Origin of the sequence: Gordonia liuliyuniae (genome assembly GCF_021738805.1) — a bacterium.
GTDB lineage: Bacteria > Actinomycetota > Actinomycetes > Mycobacteriales > Mycobacteriaceae > Gordonia > Gordonia liuliyuniae.
Genome location: NZ_JAKKOR010000002.1, coordinates 106,390 through 118,803 on the forward strand (window position 1 = coordinate 106,390; position 12,414 = coordinate 118,803).

General features: G+C 68.1%; 8 protein-coding genes and 2 pseudogenes. 5 read left to right on the forward strand and 5 right to left on the reverse strand.

Going from position 1 to position 12,414, the window contains the following annotated elements; translation table 11 throughout:
* Positions 1-229: 229 nt before the first annotated feature.
* Positions 230-1,072, forward strand: a pseudogene (locus L5G33_RS03370) (glycosyltransferase family 2 protein); the annotation flags it as partial.
* Between the two features lie 185 nt (positions 1,073-1,257).
* Here L5G33_RS03370 and L5G33_RS03375 read toward each other — a convergent pair.
* Positions 1,258-2,193, reverse strand: coding sequence for a LysR substrate-binding domain-containing protein (locus L5G33_RS03375; protein WP_236996743.1), 936 nt, complete (start codon positions 2,191-2,193; stop codon positions 1,258-1,260).
* Between the two features lie 108 nt (positions 2,194-2,301).
* Here L5G33_RS03375 and L5G33_RS03380 point away from each other — a divergent pair, with 108 nt between their 5' ends.
* The gene (locus L5G33_RS03380; RefSeq protein WP_308191532.1) at positions 2,302-3,870 is read left to right on the forward strand and encodes a malate:quinone oxidoreductase; all 1,569 of its coding nucleotides are present in this window, start codon (positions 2,302-2,304) and stop codon (positions 3,868-3,870) included.
* Positions 3,871-3,931: 61 nt separating this feature from the next.
* Here L5G33_RS03380 and L5G33_RS03385 read toward each other — a convergent pair.
* Positions 3,932-4,966: pseudogene (locus tag L5G33_RS03385) on the reverse strand (Glu/Leu/Phe/Val dehydrogenase dimerization domain-containing protein); the annotation flags it as partial.
* Positions 4,967-5,086: 120 nt separating this feature from the next.
* Between L5G33_RS03385 and L5G33_RS03390 the strand changes: the two are divergent.
* Positions 5,087-6,031 carry a LysR substrate-binding domain-containing protein gene (locus L5G33_RS03390; RefSeq protein ID WP_236996744.1) on the forward strand — a complete coding sequence of 315 codons (945 nt, stop codon included), beginning with the start codon at positions 5,087-5,089 and terminating at the stop codon, positions 6,029-6,031.
* Here the strand turns inward: L5G33_RS03390 and L5G33_RS03395 are convergent.
* A complete protein-coding gene (locus L5G33_RS03395; protein WP_236996745.1) occupies positions 6,016-6,981 on the reverse strand; it encodes a D-2-hydroxyacid dehydrogenase in 966 nt (321 codons plus the stop codon). The genes L5G33_RS03390 and L5G33_RS03395 overlap by 16 nt on opposite strands.
* Before the next feature lie 92 nt (positions 6,982-7,073).
* Between L5G33_RS03395 and L5G33_RS03400 the strand changes: the two genes are divergently transcribed.
* Entirely contained in the window at positions 7,074-8,366 is a 1,293-nt protein-coding gene (locus tag L5G33_RS03400) for an aspartate aminotransferase family protein (protein ID WP_236996746.1), read from the forward strand.
* The gene (locus L5G33_RS03405; protein ID WP_236996747.1) at positions 8,363-9,826 is read left to right on the forward strand and encodes an NAD-dependent succinate-semialdehyde dehydrogenase; all 1,464 of its coding nucleotides are present in this window, start codon (positions 8,363-8,365) and stop codon (positions 9,824-9,826) included. Before L5G33_RS03400 ends, L5G33_RS03405 begins: the two co-directional genes overlap by 4 nt.
* Before the next feature lie 403 nt (positions 9,827-10,229).
* Here the strand turns inward: L5G33_RS03405 and L5G33_RS03410 are convergent, their stop codons facing one another.
* Both L5G33_RS03410 and L5G33_RS03415 read right to left on the reverse strand, forming a co-directional pair.
* Positions 10,230-10,892: a GntR family transcriptional regulator gene (locus L5G33_RS03410; RefSeq protein ID WP_236996748.1), complete on the reverse strand. Its 663-nt coding sequence runs from the start codon at positions 10,890-10,892 to the stop codon at positions 10,230-10,232.
* On the reverse strand, positions 10,889-12,358 hold the full coding sequence (locus tag L5G33_RS03415; protein ID WP_236996749.1) for an amidase: 1,470 nt from the start codon (positions 12,356-12,358) through the stop codon (positions 10,889-10,891). The genes L5G33_RS03410 and L5G33_RS03415 overlap by 4 nt, the downstream gene beginning before the upstream one ends.
* Positions 12,359-12,414: the final 56 nt, after the last annotated feature.

Here is a 12,414-nt window from a genome sequence, read left to right on the forward strand (position 1 = left end):
TCTCGGCCCGCGCACGCCGCTTTCGGCGTACCTGATCCTGGCGTTCTCGCTCGTCGTCGCACTGTTCGGGGCGACGCTCGCATTGCGACTGCTCGGTGCGGAAGTCGATGCGCTACAGCAGATTGCAATCCTCGGCGGAATCGGGCCGGGTGTCTTTCTCGTGCAACAAATACTCGCATGTGTGACGGCAGCCTTCGGCTGGCGACGACTGCGTCGGATGGACTCGATCATGTTCTCGCCGCGGGCTGCGGTCATCGTGCCTGCGCACAACGAGGCGCACGACATCGCCGACACGATCGCCTCAGTCGACCGTGCAGCCCAGACTTATGGCGGAGACATCCGTCTCTATGTCGTCGACAACGCGTCCAGCGACTCGACTGCCCGAGTAGCGAGGGAAGCGATCGCGGCGTGCACGTCCCTCACCGGCGAGGTGACTGACTGCCCGAAGCCGGGAAAGGCGATCGCCTTGAATACGGGTATTGCACGGATTACCGAGGAATTCGTCGTTCGGATCGATGCGGACACAGTCATCGGTCCCAACTGTCTGCAGCGTGCGATGCGACACTTCGTCGATCCGCGGGTCGGGTCTGTCGGGGGCATGCCCTTGCCAGCAGCGGAGCAGACGTGGATCGACAAAGTACGGCTCGTCGAGGTGTACGTGCGGCATGGGTTCTTCCAGCTGTCGCTCACTGGATACCAGGGGGTACTCGGGGTGCCGGGCATGTTCGCTGCATACCGGAGGAGCGCGTTGACGCGAGTCGGGCCGATGGTGCAGGGGATGAACGGTGAGGACACCGACATCTGCCTGCGTCTGAACTCGGCCGGCTACTACACCGTCGCTGATCCGACAGCCGTGTACTACAGCGAGACGCCGCGCACCTATGCACACCTCCGCGAACAACGGACGCGCTGGTTTCGCAGCATTTATCACATCGCGGCACACAATCGTTCGATCCTCTTCGACCGCCGTTCCATGACAGGAACCTTTGTGTTGCCCTTTCAATTGGTCAATGCCGCCCGTCGGGCGATGCTCGCTCCACTGCTGTTGTTCGCTGTCATTGCGGAGGTGCCGTTCCACATGACGTTCCTGCAGATGGCATGGCAGCCAGTGGTGGCGACCATCCTCGGCATGCCGATGGTCGTGACCGTCTGCGTTTGTTTGGCCACTCGTCCACGGATCATCCGGTATGTTCCTGCATACCTCGGATTTCGGGTGCTGCGAAGCTACTTCACTCTAGGTGCCGCTTTGTCTCTCCGTTACCCACCGGTGCATCCGAAAGATGAATGGGTCCGCGTGTGGCCGCTGCTGGCGAACCCGGTCCGCTCGATGATGAAGTCCGACAGTCCTCGTGCGGCCGGATTCAGGCGCGACGTCGCTGAGGAGAGCCCCACGGCACGGCGATGCTCGCCGAGGAGGCGAACCTGAGCCGTCCCGTCCTCCGGTCGGTGGGTGTACGGCAGCAGTGCGACGCCCAGTCCGAGTCCGACGAACTCGCGGACCGTCGCGAACTCGGTGATCTCTACTGTGATGTCCGGATCGAATCCGGCTGTTCGGCACCATGTCTCGGTCAGTTGGCGGAGGTTGTACGTTGCCGGATTGGCGATGAACCGCTCGCCGGACAGGTCGGCGAGATTGATGCGTGAACGCGCTGCGAGACGATGCCCGGCCGGGACGGTCGCACAAATCTCCTGAATCGCGACGACGGCGTGAGGCAGCGCGTCCGGCGGCGGGATCGTCAGGGCGAGATCGAGGTCGCCGCGTCGTAGGTCGTCGACGAGTTCGGCGCCGTGGGCCTGCTTCAACTGCAGTCGGATATCGGGGTGAGCCCGGTTGAAATCGGCGAGCAGGCTCGGGACGGTGCCGTGCCCCATGGTGAGCGGGAAACCGAAACGGACGGTGCCGTGCTCGGGGTCGGAGTCGTCGGTCACGTCGGCGACGGCGGCCTCCAACTCGGCGAGCGGCCCACGGACGGTCTCGGCGAGGCGCCGCGCGGCTGGAGTCAGGCGCACCGCCCGGCCGTCCCGCGAGATCAGCGGGATGCGGAGAGTCTGCTCCAATGCGTGCACGCGCCGGCTCATCGACGACTGCGGGATCCCGAGCGCGTCGGCGGCCCCGGTCATGTACCCGTCATGGTCGGCGAGCGCGGCGAGCGCTCGCAACTGCGGGGCCAACTCCACCGTCCATTGATCCATAATCGGATTGTAATCCTGACAGATGTCATTGGACGGATTGATATGCACGGACGATCGTGGAAGGCGGAAAGCAACTCGGTCAGCTGCAGTCAGCGTCAGGAGGCGGTTATGGAAGACAAGAAGGTCTCGACTCGGCTCAATCCGCGGGACGACCTCGATCGGCACGAGGAGCAGGCCGACGTCGTGTTGATCGGTGGCGGCATCATGTCGGCGACGCTCGGTTCGATGCTGGCGGTGAGCGACCCGACTCTTCGGATCATCGTCCTGGAGCGGTTTGACGACGTGGCGGCCGAGAGCAGCGGGCCGTGGAACAACGCGGGCACCGGGCATTCGGGCTTCTGCGAACTCAACTACATGCCCGACCCGACGGATCGCACGAAACCTGCGGAGATCGCTCGGCAGTACCGGCAGAGCCTGCAGTGGTGGGCACACCTGGTTCGTGAGGGGCTCGTCGATCCGACGCGATTCATCCATCAGACGCCTCACCTGAACGTAGTGTTCGGGACCGACGGCGTCGACTACCTGCGTGCTCGTCACCAGACGCTGTCGGCCGACCGGTTGTTCGACACGATGGAGTTCACCGACGATCCGGCGATGATCGAGCAGTGGGCGCCGTTGCTCATGGATGGTCGTGAACCCGGGGAACCGATCGCAGCGACCCGACAGGTCCGCGGCACCGACGTCGACTTCGGCGCTCTGACGAGAGCTCTGCTCGACGTCGTCGTCGAACGGGGCGGGCAGGTGCGGACCGGGCACGAGGTCCGCGGGCTGCGTCGCCGGCCGGACGGCGGTTGGACGGTGCGGGGGACGATGTCCGGCGGACGACCCTTCGATGTGAACGCCCAGCGGGTGTTCGTCGGTGCGGGCGGCTTCGCGCTGCACCTGCTGCAGAAGGCGAAAGTCCCGGAGGTCCGCGGCTACGCGGTGCTGCCGGTCGGTGCGGCCTTCTTCCGCACGGGCAACGCCGCCGCCGTCGCACGCCACGATGTGAAGGTGTACGGACAGGCGGAGCGCGGTGCGCCGCCGATGTCCGTGCCGCATCTTGATCGACGATTCGTCGGCGGTCGCGACTACCTAATGTTCGGCCCGTACGCGACGTTCAGCACCAAACTGCTGAAGAAGGGGTCGCTCGTCGACTTCTTCACCACGCTGCGCTGGCACAACCTGCACGTGATCGGCGCGGCGATGCTCCACAACGTCGACCTCGTCCGATACCTGGTTGGGCAGCTCTCCGCGCGGCCGAAACGCAAGTTCGCCGCGCTTCGACGATTCTGGCCGAACGCCGAGTTCGACGAGTGGGAGCTGGCCCCCGGCGGGCAGCGCGCACAACTGGTGAAACCGCATCCGACTCGGATCGGCGACCTTCAGCAGGGGACCGAGCTCGTCGTCGACGGCTCCGGAACGATCGCCGGCCTGCTCGGCGCGTCGCCGGGCGCGTCGACGGCGGTGTCGATCATGGCTGATCTCGTGCGTCGCACGTACCCGGCCGACACCGCCGCGACGCTGGACGCGGCCTTCGCCGAACCCGCCGACGACCTGCTCACGGAACTACGAGTGGCTCCGGATTCCGGACCGTCGCCGACACATCCGCAGCCCAGCGGATCGGGCCGTCCGACGGCCTCCACCCCGCGACCAGCGCCGTCACCTTCGACGTCATCTGGGCGTCGAGCAGGCTGAACGAGTCGCGGTAGTCGTCGCCCACCCAGCCGAGGAGGAGCCACCATGCCCAAGCGACGGCGCCCGCGTTGGCGATGAAGTCTGGCACAACGGCGATACCGCGTGCCGTCAGGTCCAGTTCGGCGTCGATCGTGGTCGGTGCGTTAGCCGCCTCGACGACGATCGCGGCGTCGATCGCCGCGCAGTTGTCGGCGGTGATCGCGTACGACACCGCGGCAGGGACCAGGACGTCGCACGTGGTCGACAGGAGCGCCTCGCGCGGGAGTCGCTGCACCGACGCCGGGACCTGGTCGCGGTCCATCTCGCCGAACCGGTTCCGCGTGTCCAACAGCGCCGGGACGTCGAGGCCTTCCGGGTCGTACAGAGTCCCCGCAGCGTCCGCGAGTGCGACGACCCGAGAGCCTGCCTGGTGGAGGTAGAACGCGGTGCCGCCGCCCATCGTGCCGACACCCTGGACGGCGACGGTCGTCTCGCGCGGCGAACGACCGGTGGCGCGGGCCGCCGCCAGGACCGCACGTGCCACACCGAATCCGCCGATCACATCACCAAGAGCTCCGCCGGGCGCGTGCGCGTGAAGTCCGGCCATCACCCGTGCGGTGGTCGCTGCCGGATCGTCCGAACGTGCGATTGCCGCGTGATACGACTGCGCCATCCCCAGCCGCGCGAACACGGTGTCGATGAGATCCTGTGTCACGCCGAGATCCTCGGCCGTTACCCAGTGGCGGTCGAGATACGGACGCATGGCGTCACAGAAGCGAGTGAGCACGTCGACGGCGCGCGGATCCTTAGGATCGAAGTCGATGCCGCCCTTGGCTCCACCCACCGGCAGATCGAACGCGGCCGTCTTATTCGACATGCCGTACGCGAGATCTGCGACCTCGTCGACCGTGCAGCCGGCACGCATCCGAGTGCCGCCTGTCGCCATGCCCTGAACCAGCGAGTCGACGACGAGCCACCCGACGGCGCCGGTCTCGGCGTCGATCCACTCCATCCGCAGGTAGGGCGAACGCCTGCGAGGAGTGGCCATCGTTCGGGCGGCCGGTGTCTCCGGGACGGCGGGGACCGATCCGGGCCGTTCGATCGGGGTGAGTGTCATCGTGTGCCCTCCTTCCGGGTGTGCCTCCAGGATGGGCGCTGACCTGCGGTTATGTCCACGTGTTGTTTGTGAACACGACTGTTCGCTTTAACCGATCACCAACCGACCTACCCTGGAGGCATGGAGGTCACGCTGCATCGCCTGAAACTTCTCAGGGAGCTGCGGCGCCGCGGAACTGTCCGAGCGGTCGCCGAAGCTCTCCACTACTCCACGTCGACCGTGTCCCAACAGCTGTCTCTCCTGGAACGCGAGGCTGGAGCCGACCTCTTCGCGCGGCACGGCCGCCGGATCATGTTGACCGAAGCCGGCGAACTCCTCGCCGACCATGCGGACGAGATCCTCGACGCCGTCGACAGTGCGGGCACGGCCATCGAATCCTTGCGCGACGGCTCGGGGGCGACCCTGCACGCCGGAGTGTGGGCGTCGGTCGCGACTGGTCTACTGCCGACCGGGCTGTCGCTGCTCGCGGAGCGGTCGCCCGGCATCGTCGTGCACTCGGTGGAACTGATGCCCGAAGCCGGGTCGGACGCGGTTCGTGACGGGTCGTTGGACGTCGCGTTCGTCATCGACTACTCGAACTATGCGATGCCCAGCAGCCCGACGTTGACGCGCAGACTGGTCGCTGTGGAACAGATGTACGTGGCGGCCCGGACGGACGCACTCGGCCCTGGCCCGGTGGAGCTCGCCTCGATCGCCTCGGACCCGTGGATCCTCTCGGACGCGCGGTCGCACTTTGGCCGTGCAGTCCGAATCGCGTGCCGCAACGCGGGATTCGAGCCGGAGGTGCGGCACGTGGTCGGTGAGCAGCCGACCGCTATGGCGCTCGCCGCGGCCGGGCTCGGGGTGACTCTGGTGTCCGACCTGGCCGCGCGGACGGCTCCGCCCGGCGTGGAGCTGACGCCCCTCGCCACCACCTTCGAGCGGAACCTGTCGCTCACCTATCGGATCCGCGACGAGAACCGCTGGCCAGTCCGACGGTTCGTCGACGCGGTGGTCGACGCCGCCCGCGCAGCCGGACTGCGGACGCCGGACGCTACGCTGCAGACCACTCAGCCGGAGACGTAGCCGCGATGCTTGTCGACGGCCGGACCCGGCAGTCCGCCGTCTCGATAGACACGAAGGTGATCGAGGAACTGGGCCGACAGTTCATCGCGCCAGCCGACGACGTCGCCCGACATGTGCGGGCTGAGGTGGGCTCCAGGCAGCGTCCACAACGGATCGTCGTCCGGCAGCGGTTCGGTGTCGAACACGTCGAGGTGGGCCTCGACCCGACCCGCGGCGATCTCGGCGGTCAACGCCGACTGGTCGAGGAGTGCGCCGCGTCCGACGTTGATGACGTGCGCCCCGTCGGGGAGCGCGGCCAGTTCTCGCGCGCCGAGCATGCCGCGCGTTGCATCGGTGAGAGGTGCGACCATGACGAGGTGGTCGACGTCGGGCAGGTGGTCGGCGAGATCGGCGGAGTCGACGACGGCGCCGAAATCAGGATCGTCGTCGCGCGGGGTTCGGCCGGCGCCCCGCACGTCGAGCCCGACGGCGTGCAGCATCCGCGCGATGGCGCGTCCGATGCCACCGGTCCCGACGATCAGGACCCGTCGTCCCGCGACCCGCGTCGTCTCCCGGTGGCGCCACTCGCGGCGACGCTGCAACTCGTGCGTCAGATGCAACTGCTTGTCGCGTACGAGGACGCACGCCAGGACGTACTCGGCGATCGGGCCGTCGAAGACGCCGCGGGCGTTGGTGACCAGGACATCCGAGTCGCGGAGGTCGTCGAACAGGATCTTGTCGACGCCTGCGGCAGCGACGTGGACCCACCGCAGCGTGTCGGCGGCCTGCCAGGCGTCCGCGAGCGCGTCCGAGAAGATGTCCCACACGAGGAGGACGTCGGCGCCGGGCAGTTCCTCAGCGAGCGTTGAAGCCGTCGCCGTGCGGACCTGCGCCAGCTGTGCGACGGCGTCGAGGTCGGCAGGCGGGGCGACGCCGTCGGCGGTCAACAGGACGACGGTCGGTACACGCATGGTCCCACCCTAACGTCGGAGGACTGTCCGCAACGAATATTGTCTACAATCCTACCGTTGACAAGGTCTGCGTTGCGGCACACACTGGCCTCATGAGCAGCGCATCCCTCTCCCCAATCCTCAAGCAGGCGACTCCGGTCGTGGTCGAGAGCGCGTCGGGGTCGTGGATTCACGGCATCGACGGTCGCGACTACCTGGACTTCACCACCGGTATCGGAGTGACGAGCACTGGGCACTGTCACCCCGACGTCGTCGCGGCGGCGCAGGCGCAGTGCGCGAAGATCATCCACGCGCAGTACACCACGGTCATGCACCAACCGCTGCTCGAACTGACCGAGCGGCTCGGTGACCACCTCCCCGACGGGATCGACTCGGTGTTCTACGCGAACTCCGGGTCGGAGGCCGTGGAGGCGTCGGTCCGGTTGGCGCGCATGGCGACCGGGCGTCAATACATTGTTACGGTGCAACGCGGATTCCACGGACGCACCGTGGCGGCGGCGTCACTGACGACAGCGGGCACCAAGTTCTCGGCGGGCTTCGGCCCGCTCATGTCGGGAGTGGCGACGACGCCGTTCCCTGACGCGCTCCGTCTGCGGATGTCCGTGGACGAGGCCGTCGCTTACGCACTCGCCGAGTTCGACTTCCTGCTCGCCACCCGCGTCCACCCGAGCGAGGTCGCGGCGGTGCTGGTCGAACCGTTCCTCGGTGACGGCGGCTACCTCGCGGTGCCGCCCGCATTCCTCGCCGGGCTGGCCGAGCGGGCGCGCGCACACGGCGCGTTGATGATCCTCGACGAAGTGCAGGCCGGGGTCGGTAGGACCGGAAAGTTCTGGGGCCATCAGCACACCGACGGCCTCGTCCCGGACATCCTGATTACCGCGAAGGGCATCGCCTCAGGTTTCCCGATTTCCGCGATCGCGGCGCCCGAGGAGATCATGGCGAAGGCCTGGCCCGGGTCGCAGGGCGGAACATACGGCGGCAACGCCGTCGCCGCGGCGGCCGGAGTCGCGACCCTCGGCGTGATCGAACGGGAGGGCCTCGTCGAGAACTCTCGGGTGCGCGGCGAGCAACTGCTCGCCGGATTGCGCGCCGACCTTGCCGGCGTTCCGGAGATCTGCGACATCCGGGCGACCGGGCTGATGGCGGCCGTCGAGTTCGGCGACCCGACCGCGTCGGCGGGTGGACCCGATTCGGTCGAGGCGGCGCGGCTGGCGGGCATGGTCCAACAGTCGTGCATCGACGAGGACCTGCTGACGCTGACCTGCGGGCCGACCGGGTCGATCGTGCGAATCATCCCGCCGCTGGTCGTCACCGCCGACGAGATCGACACGGGCGTGCAGCGATTCGGTCGAGCCGTGCGCCGAGTGATGGGAGCGCAGTCATGACCCGCGCCGTCGCCGACATCGTCGGGACGCTGGGGTCGGGGATCTACCGGGGCGGCGAGTGGCATCGCGCCGCCTCCGGCGGCACGTTCACCGTTGAGAATCCGGCCACTGGCGAGACCATCGCGACGCTGGCGGACGGGGATCGCGCAGACGCGAGCGCAGCCATCGCCTCCGCCGCGGGCCACCAGCGCGACTGGGCGGCAGTTCCGGCACGTCGCCGCTCGGAGATCCTGCGTCGCGCATACGAACTCGTCGTCGAGCGGACCGACGAACTGGCCGCGCTGATGACCGCCGAGATGGGCAAGCCGCTCGCCGAAGCGCGCGGTGAAGTCGCGTACGCCGCCGAGTTCTTCCGGTGGTACGCCGAAGAGGCCGTCCGGATCCGCGGTGACGCGCGGCGTAGCCCCGACGGGAAGTCGCGGTTCATCATCACTGCCGAGCCCGTCGGCCCGTCGATCCTCATCACCCCGTGGAACTTCCCGCTCGCGATGGTCTCCCGGAAGATCGGTCCGGCGATCGCCGCCGGATGCACGATGGTCTACAAACCGGCCAACCTGACGCCGCTGACGTCTCTGTACGTCGTCGACCTCCTCTCAGAAGCCGGACTTCCCGACGGCGTGCTGTCAGTGGTGTGCACGACGTCGCCCGGCGACGTGGTGTCGACCTGGATCGACTCCGGACAGGCGCGGAAGCTGTCGTTCACGGGGTCGACGGAGGTCGGGAAGCTCCTGTTGGAACAGTGCGCGCGCGGCGTCCTCCGCACCTCCATGGAGTTGGGCGGCAACGCCCCGTTCATCGTGTGCGAGGACGCGGACCTCGACACCGCGGTCGACGCGGCGATGGTCGCCAAGACCCGGAACATGGGCGAAGCATGCACGGCCGCGAACCGGATGTTCGTGCACCGCAGCAGAATCGATGAGTTCGTAACCGCGCTCACCGAGCGGATGTCAGCGCTCACCGTCGGTGACGGGGCGGTCGCCGGAACCGATGTCGGGCCGCTCGTCGAAGCGAAGGCGGTCGACAAGGTCGACCGCCTCGTGGCCGACGCGGTCGACCGCGGAGCGACCGTGATGTGCGGCGGTCGACGCGTGGACGGCGTCGGCCACTTCTATCAGCCGACGGTCCTTACCGACGTCGCACAGGACGCCGACCTGATGAGCACCGAGATCTTCGGTCCGGTGGCCGCGATCGTCGGCTTCGACACCGACGACGAGGCGGTCGACGCGGCGAACGACACCGAGTTCGGGCTCGTCGCATACGTGATGACGGAGTCCGTCGACCGCGGACTCTCAATCGCCGAACGCCTCGAGTCGGGGATGGTCGGATTCAACACCGGCCTGGTCTCGAATCCGGCCGCACCGTTCGGCGGCGTGAAGCAGTCGGGACTCGGCCGTGAAGGCGGGCTGACCGGGATCGACGAGTTTCTGGAGACCAAGTACGTCGCGATCCCAGTCAAGTGAACGGCTAGCGTCGGCGTCGCTGCCGTGTGAGCCGCCGTCAGATAGTCGGATGCGGCCTCGACTCTTCGTACGTTCGTCGACGACTGTGACGCCGGGAGCGGGTTGCGGAGAACCGTGGGGTCGATGTGAGCCATACGGGGCCCATGACGTGGGCGCAACGCGCGTGGAGTGCGGTCCTTTACGCCGCGCCCGCTGCGCTCAGCCACGAACACGGCTACCTCACGAACGTCGAACGCGCCGTCGCACCCTTCGGCTCACGTTCGGCCAGGTCTACGATCGTCCGTGCTCGACGGCAGGGAAGGTCGCCATCGGTCTGTCGAACGAGGGATGGACCGGCGCTCTGCATCCGTGCGCCACACCGGGCTGCTGCATACGACGGGCCGCGTGACCACGCCGGACTGGACTACGTCAGTCGCGCGAGGCCGTCGCGCATGTGCTCGTCGAGCAGGGTGGTCGTCTGCGCCAGATCCCCGGACCGGATCGCGTCGGCGAGGGCTCGATGTTCGGCGGCCCGATCCTCACCGGCGCCGTAGGTGGGCGCCGTCGCGCGCAGGCACATGCTGGTCTCGACGATGACGGTCTCGTGGACACGCGACAGGCGGGGCGACCCGGCGGCTTCGACCAACTCGTGGTGGAAGTCAAGGTCGGCGTCGACCATCTCCGGCGAGTCGGGGCGGACCGAGTGCGCGACCATCGCATCGACCGCCGCGTCGAGTCGGTCGGCGCACGCGGGGCCGTCGCCCGCCGCGAGAACCCGCTCGATCGCCGCGCGTTCGATGGTGGTGCGCAGCAGATACATGTCCGACACCGCGTCGGGCGTCAGCTCCGGTACGAACAATCCGCGGTTACGTCTCGAGACGAGCAGTCCCTCCTGCGTGAGCCGCTGCATGGCTTCGCGCAGCGGGCCGCGACTGACACCGAGCTGGGTGGCCAGCGCGGCCTCCCCGAGCTGACCGCCCGGCGGGAAGTCGCCCGCCGCGATGGCCCGACGCAGCGACCGCGCGATCAGCGCGGGCGTCGACTCCTGGACGACGGGGGCGAGCGAACCCGAGAGTTGGTCGGTCACGCGAGCGCCTGACTGCACGCATGGACTCGGGGGCGTGCGGTCCGTCCGACGAGGCGGGTCTCGAGTGCCGCGCCGGTCCGCACCACGGTCCGGTCGGCGAATCGTGCGCCGACGAGTTGGATCCCCACCGGAAGGCCGGTGTCCGTCATCCCGCACGGCACCGACAGTGCCGGTTGCTGAGTCATGTTGAAAAGGTAGGTGTACGGGGTCCACGAGGTCCAATCGGGGCTGTGCCAGCCGGGCGGCACATCAGCGCCCGCCGCGAAGGCCGGGATCGGGGTCGTCGGAGTCACGAGGACGTCGTAAGTGTGGTGGACGGCGCCGAGCCGGACGCCCAACGCCATCCGTTCGGCGACGGCGTCCAGGTAGTCCTGTGCGGTGAAGTCGTGGTACCTGCTCAACGCGTCGCGCAGCGTCGGGTCGATCCGGTCGATCGCGCCGTCACCGAGCGGTTTGACGACGGCCGCGGCCCCGGCGAACCACAGGACGTGGAACGCGTCGACGGGATCGCTGAGCCCGAGGTCGATCTCGTCGACGCGCGCCCCGAGATCGGCCAGCGCGGCGACGGCGGCGTCGACCTCGCGTTCGACGTCGGGATCGTTGACGCCGAACCCGAGGTTTCGGCTGTAGGCCACGCGCACCCCGGCCAACGGTGTGTCGGAGCGTAGGCCGTCGAGCGCCGTGGTGAGGAAGCCCTCGCCGTCGGGGCAGGTGGCCGACCGGGGGACCGCCGACCAGTCGCGTGAGTCGGGGCGGATCAGCTCGTCCATGAACGCGGCCGTGTCCGTGACAGTGCGGGTCATCGGTCCGGCGTGCGCGAGCGTGCCGAATGGGCTCGACGGAAACATCGGGATCACACCGTACGTCGGTTTGAGGGCGACGGTGCCGGTGAAGGCTGCGGGGATGCGTACCGACCCGCCCGCATCGGTGCCGGTCGACAGGGGGCCGAGTCCGGCGGCGACGGCGGCGGCGGACCCGCCGCTCGACCCGCCCGGGGTGCGGTCCGGATCGTACGGATTACGGGTCACGCCGACCAGTAGGGAGTCGGTGACGCCCTTCCAAGCGAACTCCGGGGTCGTCGTCTTACCGACGACTACGCAGCCCGCTTCGACCGTGGCCGCGGTGACCGGGGCGTCGACAGTGGCCGCGACGCCGTCGTCGGCGGCCGCGATCAGCGTCGAGCCTCGGTAGGTGGGCAGGCCAGCCGTGAGGAACACGTCTTTGATGGAAGTCGGGACACCGTCCAACGGTCCCAGCGTGCGGCCGTCGCGGTATCGCTGCTGCGCATCCTTCGCCGAGGCGCGCGCGCCGTCCTGGTCGACGACGCAGAACGCCGACAGACTGCCGTCGATCCGATCGATCGCGTCGAGGACCGCGTCGGCGGCTTCGACGGGTGACAGAGTGCCGGCGCGGTAGGCGTCAGTCAGCTCGAGTGCGGAGAGATCGCAGATGTCGCTGGAATCCATGAGCGCGGCCACCCTTCGACGAAAATCGATTGATTGTTGACAATCCTACATCGGCC

Bases quoted from the DNA above. Each gene is read 5' to 3' on its own strand.
- L5G33_RS03415 (WP_236996749.1), bottom strand. From the start codon at position 12,358: ATGGATTCCAGCGACATCTGCGATCTCTCCGCACTCGAGCTGACTGAC.
- L5G33_RS03405 (WP_236996747.1), top strand. From the start codon at position 8,363: ATGACCCGCGCCGTCGCCGACATCGTCGGGACGCTGGGGTCGGGGATC.
- L5G33_RS03400 (WP_236996746.1), top strand. From the start codon at position 7,074: ATGAGCAGCGCATCCCTCTCCCCAATCCTCAAGCAGGCGACTCCGGTC.
- L5G33_RS03390 (WP_236996744.1), top strand. From the start codon at position 5,087: ATGGAGGTCACGCTGCATCGCCTGAAACTTCTCAGGGAGCTGCGGCGC.
- L5G33_RS03395 (WP_236996745.1), bottom strand. From the start codon at position 6,981: ATGCGTGTACCGACCGTCGTCCTGTTGACCGCCGACGGCGTCGCCCCG.
- L5G33_RS03375 (WP_236996743.1), bottom strand. From the start codon at position 2,193: ATGGATCAATGGACGGTGGAGTTGGCCCCGCAGTTGCGAGCGCTCGCC.
- L5G33_RS03380 (WP_308191532.1), top strand. From the start codon at position 2,302: ATGGAAGACAAGAAGGTCTCGACTCGGCTCAATCCGCGGGACGACCTC.